The sequence below is a fragment of the Methylophaga nitratireducenticrescens genome (genome assembly GCF_000260985.4).
GTDB classification, from domain to species: Bacteria; Pseudomonadota; Gammaproteobacteria; order Nitrosococcales; family Methylophagaceae; genus Methylophaga; species Methylophaga nitratireducenticrescens.
The window spans coordinates 2547727-2562928 of the sequence record NC_017857.3 but is presented as its reverse complement, the minus strand read 5'-3'; the positions used below and the strand labels follow the sequence as shown (position 1 = coordinate 2562928).

The window sequence follows — 15202 nt, the reverse complement described above, 5'->3', positions numbered from 1 at the left end:
TGTCAGTATAAAAATTGTGGGATTTAGGGCAGTCGTGAGTGAAATCACGCACTTTTGAATAGTTGAAGATTAGGCCTGGCAAATCGGCGTTCCCACACGAAACGAGGGAACGAAATTTGTGCGTTTATGAGTGGTTTTAAAAAAGCAGTTTGATACCTACTGAAGAAATCCAGTCTTCTTCGCTTTCATCAGCATTTCTGGCGATGGACGCTGTACGGCCGAATTTGCGTTCGTATTTCAGATCCAGATAAGGCACGACTTTACGAGTGATTTCATAAAACAGTTTGATGCCCAATTCGCCCTGGCTTAAGCCCCGGTCTAATTCCTGGCGTTCAACATTATGGGCGGTGAAGTCCAGTTGGTAGTAGGGTTCAAAACCAAAACGCTGGGTGAACAACAGATGATTTTTCTGTTTCAAGCGGGCACTGACATCACCATAATCACTGATAAACAGATGTGCCTGAGTTTCAAACAGATACGGCGCCAGTCCATTAAAACCCAGCGTTAAATAGCGGGTAGATTCAGGTTGGGTATCCACACGCAGACCAATCTGTGCATCCCAAAAATCGTGCACATTTCGGCTATATAATGCCCAGACTTCACTCTCTTCCAGCTTGCCTTTGTGGCCTTCCAGTTCACCTTTCAGCCAAAGTTTGTGAGTATCGCCACCGATCCAGCCATCCCACTCTAAATGGTTTTTATCACCCTCACTGCCACCGCCATGTTGGGCTTCAAACCATAAGGCATGGAAGAGTTGTGATTCATGCTCGTGCCCTTGCCCATCATGATTATCATCGGCATGGCTGCTGGAGATAAACAGGCTCAATACGATGGAGAAAATCAGATTAGATTTAGTGATGATCATGATGACCTCCCATATCGTGAGGTGCAGGTTGAGCGGTTGGCAAATCATCTTCGTCATATTCAGCGACGACCACGGTAGACATCATGCCAGCAGACATGTGATACAACAGGTGACAGTGAAACGCCCATTCGCCGGGTTCATCCGCTGTCAGTAACACAGAATACTCAGTGCCCGGTGCAACATTAACCGTGTGTTTATTGGGCAGCTTTTCACCGGGTTGGCCATTTTCCAGCTGCACAAACATGCCATGCAAATGTATCGGGTGCGCCATCATGGTTTCATTACTGAAATCTGACAGTAGCACCACATAATCCCGATCGGCTTGCACCACCGGCTCATCCTTGAAGTAAATCATCAGCGCGCCATAATGACCATTCTGTTCCTGTAACGCACTGTGCGCGTGATGCCAGTAGTTGTCATTTTGACGACGCGGAAAACGATAGGTGAAGGTTTCACCCGCTTTGATGGCTTCATAACCTCCAAGTCCCGGCACACCATCCATTTCAGGGGGCAGCAGTAATCCGTGCCAATGAACCGAAGTCGGCTCATCCAGATTGTTTACCACATGGATAATCGCTTCATCACCTTCGGTGAATTCCATGATCGGCCCAGGAATGCTGCCATTTACCGTGATGCGTTCTACGATTTTGCCAGTGATATTGACCGGTTCACGGTCTATCACCAAGGTGTATTCGGTCACGGTTGCCATGGCAGGGTAGTGCAAAAATACAGCTGATATGACGATCAGCCAGCGAGTAAAAATTTTCATGAGATCTATCCTCAGATTGTTTCGATTGGGTATCCGTGGATACCAATTACAACTGGAGGATTAACTGCGGGGAGGGCGTTCTAGTTTTGTAGGCGTTTGTGATGAACAAGCTGCTCAGCAGCAATGTCTAGGCGGCTTTGGGAATAAAGCGACGCCATAAAAACCGGTTGAAAACCTAACACGCCAGAGGCATGACAGTTTGTTGCTACACACTGACAATTGTCACTGGCGCAATGCGAATTGGCATCTTGTTTTGCTTGAGGTTCAGCATCGGAATGACAATCATGCTGTTGCTGATTCATTTCATGATGCACAGCCATATCATTATATTCTGCATGCGCAGCAGGCATAAGCATCGACAGCATAAACAAGCCGATAAGCAAATAATGAAAAAGAGACTGTGGTTTTGTCATCAACTAATTACCAATAAATTACGTTTAGTTAAACACAGAATAAGCCAAAAGTTTTTACGATGCCAAAACTCTTAAGATAAGAGTAAATGCTGAAACGTATATCGATGGACTGCTTCAACCTTATTAACACATTGTTGGGTCTATTTCCCAATGTACGTTTCTGTATAGTAACGTTTGACGTTAATAACGTTATGCGTCACTATTGACCCCATGATCATTTCGTTCAAGTGTAAGGATACCGAGAAGTTGGCAAGCGGTCGCCGTGTCAGACGCTTTGCTAGTTTCGAGCGCGTTGCTTTAAGGAAAATTCGGCAAGTTCAGGCTGCAAGTCAGCTTGATGATCTAAAAGTACCGCCCGGTAACATGTTGGAGTCATTGCATGGTGATCGCCAAGGTCAGTACAGCATTCGAATCAACAAGCAGTTCCGGGTTTGCTTCCGCTGGACCAATACCGGTGCGGAAGATGTCGAGATTGTTGATTATCATTAGGAGGCAACTCATGCGTAATATTGAAGCTGTAACACCAGGTGAGTTACTCAAAGAAGAGTTTCTTGAGCCAATGGGGATCTCTCAATATCGTTTGGCCAAAGAAATTGGTGTACCAGCCCAGAGAATCGGCCAGATTATTGCTGGAAATCGTTCGATAACTGCAGACACTGATCTTCGTCTTTGTCGCTTTTTTGGCTTGTCTAATGGCTACTGGTTGCGAGCTCAGGCTGCCTACGACACTGAGATTGCAGCAGATGCCCTTGAGGATCAGTTGAAGCATATTCGTCCGTGGAATGCTGTATCAGAAATCGGGCATGGGACATAAGCTTCGGCTAAACGACATGCGTGATCACTACGATTTTTCTGATTCAGCCAAAAATCCATACACCAAGAGACTCAAAAAGCAGGTTACGATCCGGCTTGATGAAGATACGGTGGAGTATTTCAAGAATCTCGCTGAAGAGAAGAACCTCCCTTATCAGAGTCTTTTTAATATCTATCTTCGTGACTGTGCTCAATCGCATTAAGAGTTAAAGATTGAATGGCAATAATTATTATGAGGCCAATGACATCATTAACCTGCTGTTATGCAATAAGAGGTAAGAAATGAACAAAGGAGTATTGACGTTTCTCTGCGGGAAAATGGGATCAGGAAAAACTACAAAATCGCTCGAAATCTCTCAGAAACGAAATGCAGTACTGCTTTCAGAAGATGAGTGGCTTGCATCAATGTATCCGAATAGTATTGAAACCCTGGAAGATTACGTTAAATATTCTGCTCAGCTTAAGCCCCAAATGAAGAAACTCGTTCAATCGATCCTGACCACAGGAACTGATGTGGTAATGGACTTTCCAGCAAATACGATTCCGCAACGAGAGTGGTTTAGAAGCATTTTTTCAGAGATCCAGGCTCCCTATGAGCTAATCTACATCGACCAACCAAATGAAATTTGTCTAAAGCAGATTGCAAAAAGGCGCAAAGAACAACCACAGAGGGCGGCAACTGATACTGAACAGATGTTCAAGCTGGTTACAAAGTACTTTGTTGAGCCCACAACGGATGAAGGGTTCAACCTAACTGTAATAACGGTAAATCCATAACAAAGCGCTGCGTTGGAATAAATTACTGACTGCACTCCTAATTTAAATGTGTGCATGCCGTTATGTTAGTTGACTCTGTTGCGCAACGCGCTACACTATGACGCATGATCAAGTCTTTTAAGCACAAGGGATTGAGGCGTTACTACGAGACAGGGATCTCGCGCGGTATTCAGGTGAATCATGCCAAGCGGCTCAGAATGCAGTTGGCCGCTTTGGGTACCGCAATGGAGATTGATGATCTCGACATTCCCGGGTACGGGTTACACCAACTTAAGGGCGATAGAAAAGGTATATGGGCCATAACCGTCAGCGGTAATTGGCGACTGACTTTTGAGTTCTCGGATGGAAATGCGTACCTACTTGATTATGAGGATTACCACTAATGACTATGCACAACCCTCCACATCCCGGTGAGTTCATCATGGCAACGTATATGGAGCCATACGGGCTGAGTTGTCGTTATCTTGCCGAGCAACTGGATGTATCTCCGTCTACTTTAAATCGAGTGCTAAAGCAGCAGAGCGGAGTAAGCCCCGAAATGGCACTGCGCCTGTCAAAATCGCTTGGCCGAACTCCCCAGAGTTGGCTCGCCATGCAAGATGCCTATGACCTTTGGCAGGCAGGGAAAAACATTAAGTTGGATAGAGTTCACAAGGTCGAATTAACTGCAGCATAACCATCAATCCTGTCTGATTAAGCGAGTGTTATTCTCTAAATCAGATATCCTTCAGGCAACATGTTCTTGTGGAGGATACGGATAATCTCAATAGTACCTTCAGCGTTCTGTTGGTAGAAAATAACATGGCTGCCCTGAAGGTGTTGACGATAACCCAGACTTATTTCATCGCAGCTTTGCCCCAACTTCGGATTCTCAACCAAAAGCTTGAAGCAATGATCAAACTGAAGAATGTAGTGGTTTCGTTGATCCCGACCCCATTCACGTTCCGTGTAAAGGGCTATAGATTTGAGATCAGCTTTGGCCTTCCTGGAAAGCTTGAAACTTGGCATTAGTGTCCTTCATTATCCAGTTCACGAATAAAAGCATCATAGGAATATTCCTCGAAACCACTATCTTCGCCTTCTTTAAGCAATTTTCGAAGTGTGGTGAGTCTAGTTTCAGACTCTTCAAGCAATCGCAATCCTGCACGAACAACCTCACTTGTTGAGCTGTATCGGCCACTTTTGAGTTGTTCAGAAATGAATGTATCAAAATGTTGGCCAAGACTAACGCTAGTGTTCTTATGCATGATGCTATTCCACAAGTACCAATAATTGGTATATTGTTATCCAGCTGATATAACAATGCAAGCCAATGTAAACATGATGATTTAACCTCAATCATTTCGCCGACGACCATTACGCCTTAGAGTTTGTCTTAACAAGTAATTCACGACAACAATAGGTTGAATGTTGGTATGTGTGACCCGTCCAAACAAACTGATAACGAGCAAACGCCTGAGCCTGAAAATGCCCAGACACAAAACGAGAGCGTTGATCAGTCGCCAATAAATCCAAAGGGGAAATCAAGTGGAAATCAAGTAGGAAATCAAGGGGTCAGCCAACTTGATTTAATTGGATCTAAGGTTCAGCTCCAAATAAAACTCATTCAGTTATCATTGCTAAAGCCGTAATAAAAAATCAGACTGACTAAGAGAGAGCATTGCCTACAAATCTATATTCGCTTGAGGTGCAAACATGGATGAACTAAAACAGAAAATCGCATTATTTATTGATGCGGATAATGCGCCCGCGAGTAAGTTTGAGGATGTTCTGAGCGAAGTCGCAAACTATGGTGTGGTCACTATTCGTAAAGCCTATGGCAATTGGAAGTCACCTACGCTAAAGGCCTGGGAAGATCTGTTGCATGAATATGCCATTCAACCGATACAGCAATATGATTTAACCAAGGGGAAAAATGCGTCGGATATCGCATTGGTTATTGATGCGATGGATGTGATGTATACCAAGCAGATTGATGTGATGTGTTTTGTGTCGTCGGATTGTGATTTTACGCCGATGGTAACAAGAGCTTTAGCGGAAGGGAAGGTGGTGTTGGGCTTTGGTGAGCGGAAAACACCATCAGCTTTTGTGAATGCGTGCTCTAAGTTTCTGTTTCTGGATCAAGAAAAAGAAGTCACCAAAACAACGGTTAAGCCCAAGAACATTAAATCCGATACCAAACTGATACATTTGCTGCGACAAGCGATTGAGGCAACAGAAGATGAAGACGGCTGGGCGGCGCTGGGGCCGGTTGGAGCAAACATCTCTAATAAGACCTCATTTGATACCCGAAATTATGGCTTTAAGAATCTCAGCAGCCTGTTTAAAGCTATTGATTTATTTGAGTTAAAACGTGGCCCTGGCAATTCTTTTTTAGTTCGGAATGCACGCAATAAGTAAATTGATGAGAGCAAAGGGTAGGGCTGAGCCGGTTGCTATCAGTTTTCCAGTTTTTAGTATGTGTCATAGTTCACATTAATTTCAAAATTCATAGTGTTGTCACAATAAATCACTATCTTCATTTCCGATGTTCATTATCTGACTTGGAGGTAACGTGAAAAATACGCATAAATTAGCACTCGCTACAATGTTGGCGGCTCTGTATAACGCACCAACTATGGCGGCAACATGCATTTCTGGTGGTTCGATTGATTCACCAACTTTGATCTGCACCGCCGTAGACAGCGGCAATATCAATGACAACCGAGACAATCTGTCAGTCACCATCGAAAGCGATGCACAAATTGTTCGTGCGAACGGACGTCCAGTGCAATTGGGTGGCTCAAACCAGTCGCTGAACAATCAGGGGCTGATCGAAAGTGGTGATGATGATGCGATCCGAGGTAAGGGCGCAAACCTGACCATCGACAATTCCGGCACTATCCGTGGCGGTGACCGTGGTATTCGCCTGCAGGACGATGCGGATAATTTCACTCTTATCAACCGGGAAAGCGGAAAAATCTTCGCAGAAAAGCAGGCTGTCAGGTTGGATAATGGTGATGAACTCGAAAATGCGCATATCACCAATTATGGCCTGATCCAAAGTACCGATGGTCGTGCGATTCAAAGCCGTGGCCCAGGTGGCACTGTGATTAACCACGGTACGCTTCGTGGCGGTGAAGAAGTCATTGAAGCGCGTGAAGATTTCACGCTTGAAAACCATGGCACCATCGGTTTGAACGGATTATCTTGGGATGCTGGTACGCAGACTTGGACTAATGCCGGTGCCAATGACGATGAAGATGGTGTGCAATTCGCCAGCGGTGAAGCCAATAACTATGGTGTAATCCTTGGATCTGATGATGGGATCGATATCGATGAGGGCAAGGTGCACAACCATGCCACTGGCGTTATTGTCTCAACCGGTTCCGTAAGCGATCCTTTGGAAGGCGGTAGTGGCATCGACGTAGACGCAATGTTCGAGCCCACGCAGGGTGCTGATCGTGTCGCAGGCCCACTGACCATCATCAACGAAGGCTATATCGAAGGCGTCCGTGCAATTGGTACGGATGACGCCAGTACATCCGAGATTACTATTGAGAACAGTGGTAGCTTGGTTGGCCGCTCGGGTACTGCTATCCAGTTTGCACCCAATCAGGGTAACAGCAGCCTGTTACTGACGGGCAACAGCGAGATTATCGGTGATGTTATCTTTGGTGCCGGCGATGACAACCTGATCATAGAAGGGTTGACCTCAACTTCGGGCATGCTGAGCACCGGCATTTTTGACGGGGGCCTGGGCGATAACAGTGTTTTCTTTAACGACTTTTCGCTGTCGAATATTTTGTCATTTGATATCACTGACGCTCTGATCTATATGTCTTTCGGTATTGCGAGTAATGAATTGTTTTCAGGGAAATTCACCAACTTCTCCTCTTGGACTTTTGGTGCGGACGGTACTTTCTCTACCGAAGCGCTCGCCAGTCAGTTTACCAATCCGAGTGCCGTACCGTTACCAGCGGCATTGCCTCTTTTTGCTTTCGGGCTTTTCGGACTTTGGGCCGGACGGACGCGTCTTTTGGGGTAGTCGACGAGGGGGGAAGCTAAGCATGAGTCCGTTTATGACTTAATACCAGCTGGATTTCCCCTTTTCGTCACAGGGCTCAACGCGTAATATAGTTTGAGAATTGTTAGGGTCAGTGTCATAACTGGCCCTAACTTTTTTCTGAGGGAGGCATACTGGAGTAGCGATTGGTGAATCTATGGTAATTGGATACCATCTACGCCAAAAGATTGGGAGCATCGGTTGCATGAATATATCATTCAACCCTTACAGCAATATGACTCTACCAAGGTAAAAAATACATCCAATAGCGTATTGGTCATTAATTTGATGGATGTGATGTATACCAAGCAAATTAATGCGATATGTTATCTGTCAGCGGATTGTGGTATTGCGCTGATGATGTTCAGAATAGTCGCTGGTGGTAAGGATGTATCTTGACGGTGAAAGCAAAGCACCAGCAGCGATTGTGAACACCTGCCCAATGTTTTATTTTCTGAATCCAGAAAATGAAATAACCAAAACAACAGTTAAAGCCAAGAATATTAACTCAATAGGTGAGTTCTTCATTTGCTGCCGCAGACTTTCGAGACCACTGAAGGTGAAGCGGGCTGGGCTACGCTTGGGTCTGTTGGATAAAATATCTCAAATGAGGCCTCATTTTGGATCAGAAATTATGGGTTTAAAAACACGAGCAGCCGGTTTAAAACCATTGATTTATTTGAGTTAGAACCTGGCCCCGAGATTTAGCATGAAATTTACGAAATAACGAAAACGTGATGAATTAAGGGGCCATTGATGTACTTGATTTTTAGGAAATGAGTTATGCAACAAAACCATCCGGATCCCTTAACTGATGGCGCGACAGCCGTGATTACCCATCAGGTTGATAAGGATAAACATGCTGAATATGAAGCCTGGTTAGATGAGATCACCCCGCAAAGTAAAAGTGCGCCGGGTCATCTGGACTTTAATGTTATCCGACCAATCGCGGGATTGACCGAAACGTATACGATTATTATTCGCTTTGATACACAGTCACATTTGCGTGGGTGGATGGAGTCGGCGAAACGCAGTGAATTGATAGCCAAAGCATCGCCATTACTGGTAAAAGGGGACGATTTTTATCTTAGTAGCGGGCTGGATTTCTGGTTTACGCCGAAGCAGGCGAATACCAAAATTCCTATTCGCTGGAAACAGGCTTTGGTCACTTGGTCAGCGATCTATCCGCTGGTGTTGGTATTGCCGTTTTTGCTACCGCCACTTCACAAGCTGGGACTACCTGATAATCATTATCTGGATAACTTGATCATTACCGTTATTGCGGTTTTGCTGATGGTCTATGTGGTAATGCCGCGCTATACCAAGCTCATTCATGCATGGTTGTTTCGTGGCTGTTAGGCTTAGAAAAAGGACCTTGAGATCAAGAGGTTTCAAATGCTGGCTATTTTACTCGACCCCGATGATTACCCTATCGGTAATGTGAAATGACATTAGAACGGAAGATTGCCGGGCTTTTTAAGCTTGATGATGACAACTGGATGAGGCACGCGAATCCAATCAGTGTCTGGACCCGATATTCTGTGCTACCTGTTATCGTCATCGCGTTCTGGAGTAGAGAGTGGATTGGCTGGTGGTGTTTGGTGCCAGGGCTGGCATCGCTTCTGTGGTTATTTTTCAATCCAATTCTTTTCAAAAAACCTAAATCGACCAAAAACTGGGCATCAAAGGCTGTTCTGGGCGAGCGCGTTTTTTTGAACCGGGATATTGTTCCAATACCGGATAACCATAACACTCCGCTACATGCGATTCTTAATGGAATTTCGTTGGTAGGCGTGCTGTTGTCGGTCTGGGCGACTGTCTATTTCTCGGTATGGGGCGCTATGTTAGGTGTTGCATTGGCCTATCTTGGCAAGAGCTGGTACCTGGACCGAATGGTCTGGCTTTACGAAGATATGAAGGAGAAGAACGAGCTTTATCGAAGTTGGGAGTATTAGGGCTTGTTGATCTCTCAGAGCCACCACTGCTGGAAGCTATATTTTCGTCAGACAAGGTATAAATGATGGATGTAGTTGTTCTACATAAGGCATTTCCAACACCGTAGGCGGAAATATAGCCCCAGCCCTTCAGGTTGAGGCTGAAATTTAAGATAAACACGCCCTAGGGGTATGGCAACACCGAACGTAAACCAAGATGTTCAACGAATGGAATGAAGTCACGGTCAAGGAACAGTAACGGTATTCTTTGTTCGATACAGAAAGAGGCGATTATGACATCTGTTGTCTTACGGATGGTGATGCCTTTTTTGCGCAGTGCACGATAATTTTCAGCGCATTTTTCAGGCATGCCTTTGCCAAACATTTCAAGCCGTTCCAGCGTAAGCAGGGTCTGCTTGGTTAAACGATAATCGCGGTCGTCGCGGATACCTTGGAGTATTTCCAGGAAAATCAAATCCCCCATGGCGATAGTACCTTCGACAATCCCGGCATCGAGCGTATCGGTATGTTGGTTTTGAACACCATTGAAGTAATCGATCCAAACGCTGGTATCGACCAGTATCATTTGCCTCCTCGCATTTCGTCCAGATCACCTTCCCATTTGACCCGGCCGCGCAGCTTACGAATATCCTGCTGCTGACTTCGCAGAAGCAGGAGTTTAAGACCTTGTTCTACTGCTTCTTTTTTGGTGGTGCAACCCGATGCTTTTAGAGCCTCAGCCATCAATTTGTCATCTATAACAATGTTGGTTCTCATAAATCACCTGTGTGTATGTATTTAAGATATATACACATTATCATGAGAAAAGCGATATCACAACCAGCGGAATTCAACGATACTTACACTCCAAAAAACCGATGAAAGATGGCTGCTTTTTCCTGAGCTCCATCTCACCGAATCTTATTAAATCTCACTTCGGCTAAGCCAATAAAAAAGCCATCCAGCCAAAACAAGAAGGATGGCCGACCACTCCATCCTGTGCTGTCATGAAATGATAGTTGAAACTTAAATTATAAATTTTATTTATACCGAACATAAATAATTATGTCTTTTATTTATTGCATCCTTGGTCTAGATTAAAAAAATCAGAAATGACTGGTCATCAGTGACACGCTTTTCCACCTATGGAATTGCAAATCGAAAGGATGAATATTTTGGCATTACTAACATTACGACAACTGCTTGATTATGCCGCAGAGCATGACTTTGTAGTTCCCAGCTTCAAAGTCAATAATCTGGAACAGATGCAGGCAGCAGATGCTGGAGACAGTCCGGTTATCAAGCAAGGTTCAGCAAGTGGCAGAAATGTTGCCGGTAAATCATTTCTTCGTCAGTTATTTCTCGCGTCCATTAAACGTTATCTCCATATCCCCGTTGTTATGCATCGAGATCACGGTGCGTCACCGGCTGTCTGCGTCAGGACAATTCAGTCAGGTTTCAGCTCGCTAATGATGGATGGTCAATGCTTGAAGATAAACAAATACACCAGGGGAGATTATGCCTAGCGCATAACAATAACCAACAATCCGACAATTTAAGGTCATGAAACCATTCATTGTTATTTCGCAGAATTTGGAGCGATAAATGAGCACACATAAAACCTTAACCCCGTTCATCTTTGAACAGCAGCAATCGCTGCCTGATGAATCGGGCTATTTAAGTCTGTTGCAAAACGATCTAGCAACAGCATGTAAACAAAATTCTTTTACGGTTGGTCGAGGCGTCATTACTGGCATGTTGGGCGCCTCGAACTCAACCAATCTAAAAGGTAAAACCCAACATCAGCCCGATTTCATTGCCAATGACATGCTGCTCGATGCCTTCTCGTGGGTCGGCTACCTAGCCCGGAAATTGTGCTCGTAAGAAAGTCAAATCCGCCTCCCAATGCCTACCACCAAGGAGAAGGCTTAAATGTCTATTTCCCATCCGATTATTGCTGTTACCGGTTCTTCAGGAGCCGGTACTTCAACCGTAAAACATGCTTTTGAAGATATTTTTCGCCGGGCTAATATCAACCCCGTCGTTATTGAGGGCGATAGCTTTCACAAATATACCCGTGAAGAAATGCGCGCTGAAATCATCAATGCTGAAGCAGAAGGCCGTTCGCTGACCCACTTCGGGCCGGAAGCAAACTGCCTGGATAAATTGGAACAACTGTTCCAAACCTATTCTGAAAGCGGTCGTGGTGAAAAGCGTCACTACATCCATGATCAGTGTGAAGCAACCAGATATAACCAACCCCCAGGCACCTTTACCAAGTGGCAAGAAATCGATAATGACAGTGATTTACTGTTTTATGAGGGGTTGCATGGCGGTGTAGTCACTGATGAAGTCAATATTGCCCAGTACACCGATTTGTTGATTGGTGTGGTACCGGTTATCAATATCGAATGGATTCAGAAAATCAAACGTGACTGCGCCAACCGTGGCTATTCGCAGGATGCCGTGGTGGACGTGATCCTCAAGCGGATGCCGGATTATATTCACCATATAACACCCCAATTTTCCCGTACCCATATCAACTTCCAACGGGTGCCACTCATCGATACTTCCAACCCCTTTGTGATGCGTGAAATCCCGACGGCGGATGAAAGTCTGTGTGTGATCCGTTTCAAGAACCCGGAAGTGGCGGACTTTCCCTATTACCTGTCAATGCTGAAAGATTCGTTCATGTCACGTCCCAACAATATTGTGGTACCCGGCGTCAAGATGGGCCTGGCGATGGAAATCATTCTGACACCGTTCGTCGAAAGGATAATGGATAAACGTAAGCGTGGTTAAAGACGCTGTAAAGGTGGGACAAAAGAATATTTCATTTGCGAAATATTCTGGTTATGAAGCGTTATTTGCATTTGATGAGGGTGCTTTGGGTTAAATAGACCCTGATCTTATGTTGAATGGTCCGGATTTAGAAAGATATCAGTAAAGCCTGAGCATCAGACAACTTGACTTTTTATCGGCCTGATACTTATACGCCAAAAAAACGATAGAAATAACGCAGTTTTTCCTGTGCTTCTTCCAACGAAATCTGGGTGAATCGAATTTCGGTATTGGCTTGTTGCTGAGCCAGTAAAAAAGCATCCAACACAAACAAAGTGCCGAGTTTGGGATAGCCGCCCATGGTCTGGCGATCTTTCAGCAGGATAATGGGCTGGCCATCCGGCGGCAGCTGGATGGTGCCATAGGCGATGCCTTCAGAAATAATTCCTTGCACATTAGGAATAATCGGTTCGCCTTCCAGTCGAAGCCCCATGCGATCGCTTTGTGGTGATATACGGTATATCCGGTTATAAAGCTTTCCCAGTTCGGCTGCATCGAACTCATCAGTCTGATTGCCAGACATCACACTGAGAATTAAAGGTTGCTGATAGTCTGGAATAAATAGCGGCGGGACACGCGTAGTTAATTTTGGTTGGTGTTGACTGCAAGGCAAAAAGTCATTGGTTTTTAACGGATTGCCGTAACCGTCAATGCCGCCAATTTTTTCTCGCATGACTGTCGCGACAGAGCCAAAGCTGGGTTGCAACTCAAAACCATTCTGTATCGCCAGATAGCTACGTATACCGGATGTCGCATGGGCAAAATTCAGTTTATCGCCCACCTTGAGGGTATGCGTTTGCCAGTTTTCAATAGGGTTATCATTGATGGTGGCGTTCATCTCAGCGCCGGTTATGGCGATATTGGTATTAGCTAATACTTCAAGTTGTAAACCACCAAAACAAATCTCTAAAGCCGGGCTGTTAGGTGGATTATTAAGTAAACGGTTAGCCCATAAAAAAGCATGTTCGTCGGCAGCACCGCCGGGTGAGAGCCCGATATGTTGATAGGCAAAGCGTCCCAAATCCTGCACCAGCGTTAAAATGCCAGGTTTGAGCACTTTTAGACCGGGCTGCGTCATTCGATCTGGCCTCCTGCCAAGAGAAATTCAGCTTTGCTGACCGATACAAATTTCACTCTGTCACCAGGACGCACTGGACATAATTTAGGGCTGTTACGGTCAAACATTTTCATCGTCGTACGACCTAGAATATTCCAGCCACCGGGTGTACTGATCGGATACACCGCAGTTTGTTGATCGGCAATGGCAACTGAACCGGCCGCAACATGAGGTCGTGGTGTTTTCAGTCTTGGTGTGGCGAGTTGGTCCGATACATTGCCCATATAAGCAAAGCCAGGTGCAAAGCCAATGGCAAAGATTTGATAAATGGTTTCGCTATGCCGATGAATAACGTCATCAATGCTGATTTGATGATACTCGGCAACATGTTGTAAATCAGGCCCCACCTCAGGGTGATACCACACCGGAATTTCAACCAATTTACCCATTTCGGTAGGGCTGATATTCAAGTTGGCAAGATGCTGCTGAATTTTATGCTGAATGCTGGGGAAGTCATTCTTTCTTGGATCATAACAAAGCATCAGGGTGGTATAGCTTGGCACCAAGCCGCGAATTTCTTCCTGAAATTCTTTTTGTAGCCGTTTGGTGGCGGCACGAATGATGGGGACCAGATCCGTGTTTAACTGATCACCAAACCGGATTAACACGGCATCCGGTCCAGCATGTTCAATATGAAACTCGAGCTTCATCAGCTGCGATAAAGTTTGTTGAAGGAATTGCGGATATGTCGAACAGCCTTCACAGCTTCAGCGTTATCCCCATGTACACATAAAGTGTCAGCATCGAGCTTTAATCGCTGACCATTTCGGCTGATGACAATACCTTCGGTGGCCAGCAATAAAGCCTGTTCAAGGATTTGTTGTTCTGAATGATAAACAGCGCCTTCCTGAGTGCGGGGTCGCAGTTGGCCGTTATTCTCATAGGCACGATCAGCATAGGCTTCGAAGAGTAATTTGATACCAAACTCGGCAGCAATCGATTCGGTTTTACGATTATCAGTGGAGGCCAGTACCATTAAGGGCAAGTTACTATCGTAGGAGGTAATAGCCTCAAGCACTGCGCGCAGAATATCGGCATCACGCATCATATCGTTATACAGCGCGCCATGCGGCTTAACATATTCAACACGAGCATCATGGGCGCGGCAGATGCCGTCCAAAGCGCCAATCTGATATTGCACCATGGAAATAATTTCCAAGGGTGAGCATTGCATGCTGCGACGACCAAAGCCAATCAGATCTGGATAACTTGGATGAGCACCAATTTGTGTTTTTGAGTGTTTCGCCAATAAGACGGTTCGGGTCATGGTGACGGGGTCAGAGGCATGAAAGCCACAGGCAATATTGGCCATATCCACCAATGGCATAACCTGTTCATCCATTCCCATTGACCACTGGCCAAGACTTTCGCCCATATCACAGTTCAATAACAGTTTTTTGATTGGGAGTTGGCTATGGTTCATGGTTCAGCAAGTTCAGTAATTGAAAGGTTAGGTAGAGGATACACCCTTATTTTCATGACAGAAATTTTCCTGGTTTGCCATGTTCACTAATGTTGAAGGTACTTATTTTTGAGGAGCTATTCCTGAAGTTTGAACTTATGATAGCCTTGCAAGTCAGAGGCTTTATTCGTTTGGCGGCTGAACATAATAAAACTGAATCAGCGTG

General features: G+C 45.1%; 25 protein-coding genes. 15 read left to right on the top strand and 10 right to left on the bottom strand.

Annotated features, from left to right (window positions below):
* Positions 1–136 precede the first annotated feature (136 nt).
* The 3 genes from Q7A_RS12160 to Q7A_RS12150 form a co-directional block, all read right to left on the bottom strand.
* Positions 137–865: a copper resistance protein B gene (locus tag Q7A_RS12160; RefSeq protein WP_014707907.1), complete on the bottom strand. Its 729-nt coding sequence runs from the start codon at positions 863–865 to the stop codon at positions 137–139.
* Entirely contained in the window at positions 852–1634 is a 783-nt protein-coding gene (locus Q7A_RS12155; RefSeq protein ID WP_014707906.1) for a multicopper oxidase domain-containing protein, read from the bottom strand. The genes Q7A_RS12160 and Q7A_RS12155 overlap by 14 nt, the downstream gene beginning before the upstream one ends.
* Before the next feature lie 80 nt (positions 1635–1714).
* Positions 1715–2047: a hypothetical protein gene (locus tag Q7A_RS12150; RefSeq protein WP_014707905.1), complete on the bottom strand. Its 333-nt coding sequence runs from the start codon at positions 2045–2047 to the stop codon at positions 1715–1717.
* Between the two features lie 246 nt (positions 2048–2293).
* Between Q7A_RS12150 and Q7A_RS12145 the strand changes: the two genes are divergently transcribed.
* The 6 genes from Q7A_RS12145 (at position 2294) to Q7A_RS12120 (ending at position 4313) form a co-directional block, all read left to right on the top strand.
* Positions 2294–2536 (top strand): type II toxin-antitoxin system RelE/ParE family toxin, encoded by a 243-nt coding sequence (locus Q7A_RS12145; RefSeq protein WP_014707904.1) that lies wholly within the window; start codon positions 2294–2296, stop codon positions 2534–2536.
* Between the two features lie 10 nt (positions 2537–2546).
* Positions 2547–2861: a HigA family addiction module antitoxin gene (locus Q7A_RS12140; protein WP_014707903.1), complete on the top strand. Its 315-nt coding sequence runs from the start codon at positions 2547–2549 to the stop codon at positions 2859–2861.
* On the top strand, positions 2830–3063 hold the full coding sequence (locus Q7A_RS12135; protein WP_331231495.1) for a BrnA antitoxin family protein: 234 nt from the start codon (positions 2830–2832) through the stop codon (positions 3061–3063). Before Q7A_RS12140 ends, Q7A_RS12135 begins: the two co-directional genes overlap by 32 nt.
* A gap of 79 nt (positions 3064–3142) precedes the next feature.
* Positions 3143–3637 carry an AAA family ATPase gene (locus Q7A_RS12130; RefSeq protein ID WP_041354678.1) on the top strand — a complete coding sequence of 165 codons (495 nt, stop codon included), beginning with the start codon at positions 3143–3145 and terminating at the stop codon, positions 3635–3637.
* A gap of 104 nt (positions 3638–3741) precedes the next feature.
* Complete coding sequence (locus Q7A_RS12125) at positions 3742–4020, top strand: type II toxin-antitoxin system RelE/ParE family toxin (RefSeq protein ID WP_041354677.1); 279 nt, start codon at positions 3742–3744, stop codon at positions 4018–4020.
* Positions 4020–4313 carry a HigA family addiction module antitoxin gene (locus Q7A_RS12120; protein WP_041354675.1) on the top strand — a complete coding sequence of 98 codons (294 nt, stop codon included), beginning with the start codon at positions 4020–4022 and terminating at the stop codon, positions 4311–4313. The genes Q7A_RS12125 and Q7A_RS12120 overlap by 1 nt, the downstream gene beginning before the upstream one ends.
* 35 nt (positions 4314–4348) lie before the next feature.
* Here Q7A_RS12120 and Q7A_RS12115 read toward each other — a convergent pair whose 3' ends face one another.
* A complete protein-coding gene (locus Q7A_RS12115) occupies positions 4349–4645 on the bottom strand; it encodes a type II toxin-antitoxin system RelE/ParE family toxin (RefSeq protein ID WP_041354673.1) in 297 nt (98 codons plus the stop codon).
* Positions 4645–4884, bottom strand: coding sequence for a type II toxin-antitoxin system ParD family antitoxin (locus tag Q7A_RS12110; protein ID WP_041354672.1), 240 nt, complete (start codon positions 4882–4884; stop codon positions 4645–4647). Before Q7A_RS12110 ends, Q7A_RS12115 begins: the two co-directional genes overlap by 1 nt.
* Positions 4885–5332: 448 nt before the next feature.
* On the opposite strand from Q7A_RS12110, the gene Q7A_RS12100 reads away from it, so the two are divergent.
* The 6 genes from Q7A_RS12100 (at position 5333) to Q7A_RS12075 (ending at position 9637) form a co-directional block, all read left to right on the top strand.
* Positions 5333–6037, top strand: a complete 705-nt coding sequence (locus Q7A_RS12100; RefSeq protein WP_014707897.1) for an NYN domain-containing protein — start codon at positions 5333–5335, stop codon at positions 6035–6037.
* Between the two features lie 217 nt (positions 6038–6254).
* Positions 6255–7664: a hypothetical protein gene (locus tag Q7A_RS12095; RefSeq protein ID WP_238595911.1), complete on the top strand. Its 1410-nt coding sequence runs from the start codon at positions 6255–6257 to the stop codon at positions 7662–7664.
* 171 nt (positions 7665–7835) lie between these two features.
* Positions 7836–8081 carry an NYN domain-containing protein gene (locus Q7A_RS12090; protein ID WP_331231971.1) on the top strand — a complete coding sequence of 82 codons (246 nt, stop codon included), beginning with the start codon at positions 7836–7838 and terminating at the stop codon, positions 8079–8081.
* Positions 8071–8370, top strand: coding sequence for a hypothetical protein (locus Q7A_RS12085; RefSeq protein ID WP_052501231.1), 300 nt, complete (start codon positions 8071–8073; stop codon positions 8368–8370). The genes Q7A_RS12090 and Q7A_RS12085 overlap by 11 nt, the downstream gene beginning before the upstream one ends.
* Before the next feature lie 95 nt (positions 8371–8465).
* Positions 8466–9041 carry an antibiotic biosynthesis monooxygenase gene (locus tag Q7A_RS12080; RefSeq protein ID WP_014707894.1) on the top strand — a complete coding sequence of 192 codons (576 nt, stop codon included), beginning with the start codon at positions 8466–8468 and terminating at the stop codon, positions 9039–9041.
* Between the two features lie 86 nt (positions 9042–9127).
* On the top strand, positions 9128–9637 hold the full coding sequence (locus Q7A_RS12075) for a DUF6653 family protein (RefSeq protein ID WP_041354668.1): 510 nt from the start codon (positions 9128–9130) through the stop codon (positions 9635–9637).
* 163 nt (positions 9638–9800) lie between these two features.
* Here Q7A_RS12075 and vapC read toward each other — a convergent pair whose 3' ends face one another.
* Both vapC and Q7A_RS12065 read right to left on the bottom strand, forming a co-directional pair.
* A complete protein-coding gene (gene vapC / locus Q7A_RS12070; protein WP_014707892.1) occupies positions 9801–10202 on the bottom strand; it encodes a type II toxin-antitoxin system VapC family toxin in 402 nt (133 codons plus the stop codon).
* Positions 10199–10393, bottom strand: coding sequence for a type II toxin-antitoxin system VapB family antitoxin (locus Q7A_RS12065; protein WP_014707891.1), 195 nt, complete (start codon positions 10391–10393; stop codon positions 10199–10201). Before Q7A_RS12065 ends, vapC begins: the two co-directional genes overlap by 4 nt.
* Positions 10394–10791: 398 nt before the next feature.
* Between Q7A_RS12065 and Q7A_RS12060 the strand changes: the two genes are divergently transcribed.
* From Q7A_RS12060 to Q7A_RS12050, 3 genes are all read left to right on the top strand, one after another.
* Complete coding sequence (locus tag Q7A_RS12060) at positions 10792–11142, top strand: class II fructose-bisphosphate aldolase (RefSeq protein WP_041355270.1); 351 nt, start codon at positions 10792–10794, stop codon at positions 11140–11142.
* Positions 11143–11221: 79 nt separating this feature from the next.
* Positions 11222–11500: a fructose-1 6-bisphosphatase type I gene (locus Q7A_RS12055; RefSeq protein WP_014707888.1), complete on the top strand. Its 279-nt coding sequence runs from the start codon at positions 11222–11224 to the stop codon at positions 11498–11500.
* Positions 11501–11548: 48 nt separating this feature from the next.
* Positions 11549–12418 carry a phosphoribulokinase gene (locus Q7A_RS12050; RefSeq protein ID WP_014707887.1) on the top strand — a complete coding sequence of 290 codons (870 nt, stop codon included), beginning with the start codon at positions 11549–11551 and terminating at the stop codon, positions 12416–12418.
* Positions 12419–12605: 187 nt separating this feature from the next.
* Here the strand turns inward: Q7A_RS12050 and Q7A_RS12045 are convergent, their stop codons facing one another.
* Genes Q7A_RS12045 through Q7A_RS12035 form a run of 3 tightly spaced genes read right to left on the bottom strand, consistent with a single transcriptional unit; the run spans position 12606 to position 14997 of the window.
* Positions 12606–13535: a 5-oxoprolinase subunit C family protein gene (locus Q7A_RS12045; protein ID WP_014707886.1), complete on the bottom strand. Its 930-nt coding sequence runs from the start codon at positions 13533–13535 to the stop codon at positions 12606–12608.
* Positions 13532–14224, bottom strand: coding sequence for a 5-oxoprolinase subunit PxpB (pxpB, locus tag Q7A_RS12040; RefSeq protein WP_014707885.1), 693 nt, complete (start codon positions 14222–14224; stop codon positions 13532–13534). Before pxpB ends, Q7A_RS12045 begins: the two co-directional genes overlap by 4 nt.
* Positions 14224–14997 carry a 5-oxoprolinase subunit PxpA gene (locus Q7A_RS12035; protein WP_014707884.1) on the bottom strand — a complete coding sequence of 258 codons (774 nt, stop codon included), beginning with the start codon at positions 14995–14997 and terminating at the stop codon, positions 14224–14226. Before Q7A_RS12035 ends, pxpB begins: the two co-directional genes overlap by 1 nt.
* Positions 14998–15202: the final 205 nt, after the last annotated feature.

Bases quoted from the DNA above. Each gene is read 5' to 3' on its own strand.
- Q7A_RS12160 (WP_014707907.1), bottom strand. From the start codon at position 865: ATGATCATCACTAAATCTAATCTGATTTTCTCCATCGTATTGAGCCTG.
- Q7A_RS12155 (WP_014707906.1), bottom strand. From the start codon at position 1,634: ATGAAAATTTTTACTCGCTGGCTGATCGTCATATCAGCTGTATTTTTG.
- Q7A_RS12150 (WP_014707905.1), bottom strand. From the start codon at position 2,047: ATGACAAAACCACAGTCTCTTTTTCATTATTTGCTTATCGGCTTGTTT.
- Q7A_RS12140 (WP_014707903.1), top strand. From the start codon at position 2,547: ATGCGTAATATTGAAGCTGTAACACCAGGTGAGTTACTCAAAGAAGAG.
- Q7A_RS12135 (WP_331231495.1), top strand. From the start codon at position 2,830: ATGCTGTATCAGAAATCGGGCATGGGACATAAGCTTCGGCTAAACGAC.
- Q7A_RS12130 (WP_041354678.1), top strand. From the start codon at position 3,143: ATGAACAAAGGAGTATTGACGTTTCTCTGCGGGAAAATGGGATCAGGA.
- Q7A_RS12125 (WP_041354677.1), top strand. From the start codon at position 3,742: ATGATCAAGTCTTTTAAGCACAAGGGATTGAGGCGTTACTACGAGACA.
- Q7A_RS12120 (WP_041354675.1), top strand. From the start codon at position 4,020: ATGACTATGCACAACCCTCCACATCCCGGTGAGTTCATCATGGCAACG.
- Q7A_RS12115 (WP_041354673.1), bottom strand. From the start codon at position 4,645: ATGCCAAGTTTCAAGCTTTCCAGGAAGGCCAAAGCTGATCTCAAATCT.
- Q7A_RS12110 (WP_041354672.1), bottom strand. From the start codon at position 4,884: ATGCATAAGAACACTAGCGTTAGTCTTGGCCAACATTTTGATACATTC.
- Q7A_RS12100 (WP_014707897.1), top strand. From the start codon at position 5,333: ATGGATGAACTAAAACAGAAAATCGCATTATTTATTGATGCGGATAAT.
- Q7A_RS12095 (WP_238595911.1), top strand. From the start codon at position 6,255: ATGGCGGCAACATGCATTTCTGGTGGTTCGATTGATTCACCAACTTTG.
- Q7A_RS12085 (WP_052501231.1), top strand. From the start codon at position 8,071: ATGTATCTTGACGGTGAAAGCAAAGCACCAGCAGCGATTGTGAACACC.
- Q7A_RS12080 (WP_014707894.1), top strand. From the start codon at position 8,466: ATGCAACAAAACCATCCGGATCCCTTAACTGATGGCGCGACAGCCGTG.
- Q7A_RS12075 (WP_041354668.1), top strand. From the start codon at position 9,128: ATGACATTAGAACGGAAGATTGCCGGGCTTTTTAAGCTTGATGATGAC.
- vapC (WP_014707892.1), bottom strand. From the start codon at position 10,202: ATGATACTGGTCGATACCAGCGTTTGGATCGATTACTTCAATGGTGTT.
- Q7A_RS12065 (WP_014707891.1), bottom strand. From the start codon at position 10,393: ATGAGAACCAACATTGTTATAGATGACAAATTGATGGCTGAGGCTCTA.
- Q7A_RS12055 (WP_014707888.1), top strand. From the start codon at position 11,222: ATGAGCACACATAAAACCTTAACCCCGTTCATCTTTGAACAGCAGCAA.
- Q7A_RS12050 (WP_014707887.1), top strand. From the start codon at position 11,549: ATGTCTATTTCCCATCCGATTATTGCTGTTACCGGTTCTTCAGGAGCC.
- Q7A_RS12045 (WP_014707886.1), bottom strand. From the start codon at position 13,535: ATGACGCAGCCCGGTCTAAAAGTGCTCAAACCTGGCATTTTAACGCTG.
- pxpB (WP_014707885.1), bottom strand. From the start codon at position 14,224: ATGAAGCTCGAGTTTCATATTGAACATGCTGGACCGGATGCCGTGTTA.
- Q7A_RS12035 (WP_014707884.1), bottom strand. From the start codon at position 14,997: ATGAACCATAGCCAACTCCCAATCAAAAAACTGTTATTGAACTGTGAT.